Here is a 1,153-nt window from a genome sequence, read left to right as displayed (position 1 = left end):
CGCGCGGCGTCCGGGCGGCGGGCCGGGTCCTTGTCGAGGAGGCCGTTGATGGCGTCGGCCAGCGGCCCCGTGGCCGCGTTGGGCGCGGCCGGCGTGGCGTTGAGGACGGACTGGAGCGTCGCGGGCGTGTTGGTGCGGCGGAACGGCGACACGCCCTCCGTGGCCGCGTACAGGACCACACCCAGGGACCAGAGGTCCGAGGCCGGACCCGGGCGCTGCCCCAACACCCGCTCCGGCGCGATGAATTCGGGCGAGCCGACGAAGCCGCCGGTGTCGGTCAGGTTCGTCTCGCCCTCGATCTGGGCGATGCCGAAGTCGGTGAGGACGACCCGGTCGCCCGTGCCGAGCATGACGTTGTCGGGCTTGACGTCGCGGTGCAGGATGCCCGCCGCGTGCGCGGATTCCAGCGCGCCGAGCACCTCAAGGCCGATTCTCGCCGCCTCGCGCGCCCCGATCGTTCCCTCCTGCAGGGCGTCACCGAGCGAACGCCCGCGTACGAGTTCCATGACGATCCACGGCTGGCCGTCCACGACCGCGACATCGTGGACGTTCACGACGGCCGGGTGGTCGAGCCGGGCGGCGGCGCGCGCCTCGCGGCGCATCCGCTCGGAGACGTTGGCGCGTTCGCGTTCGGGAAGGTGATCCGGTACGCGCGGCTCCTTGACGGCGACCTCCCGGTCCACCGTCTCGTCCTTCGCCCGCCACACAGTGCCCATCCCGCCGTGCCCGAGTTTGCCGAGCAGCCGGTAACGGCCCGCGATGAGCCGACCGGCGCCCGGCTCCTGCGACGCCTGCTGGTCGGGCACGACCTGGGTGGGCGCGGCGTACGGGTTCCCGGGGTGCGGCACGGCGACCGGCGGCCGCGGCGGTTGCAGGCCGAAACTCGTTGGTTCGTCGGGTCCGTAAGGGGCTCCCCCGTTGTTGCTCATGGGTCCATCCCTATCGCGGCAAGCGCTTCGGGAGCCACCCTGGGCGCTTTCCAGTCACAGACCCGTGACGCACGGAGTCGCTTATGTTCCTTTTACGCAGGCGTGCGGCTCACGTGCCCGAGGGAGCGACTCCACCGGATCCTGGGCGGGTCACCGTGACGGTGGGCGCGGGGCTCGGGGGCGCGGAGCACGGGGTGGCCGGGCTCGTGGCTGGGCTCGGGGGC

At 73.0% G+C, this 1,153-nt stretch carries 1 protein-coding gene; it reads right to left on the bottom strand.

Going from position 1 to position 1,153, the window contains the following annotated elements; genetic code table 11:
• Positions 1-929, bottom strand: a 929-nt coding sequence (locus O3Q52_RS53340) for a serine/threonine-protein kinase (RefSeq protein WP_269655579.1), incomplete at its 3' end; no start/stop codon positions are given.
• Positions 930-1,153 lie beyond the last annotated feature (224 nt).

The sequence above is a fragment of the Streptomyces sp. ActVer genome, from assembly GCF_027270795.1.
GTDB classification, from domain to species: domain Bacteria; phylum Actinomycetota; class Actinomycetes; order Streptomycetales; family Streptomycetaceae; genus Streptomyces; species Streptomyces umbrinus_A.
This window is presented reverse-complemented; position numbering and strand designations above follow the sequence as displayed.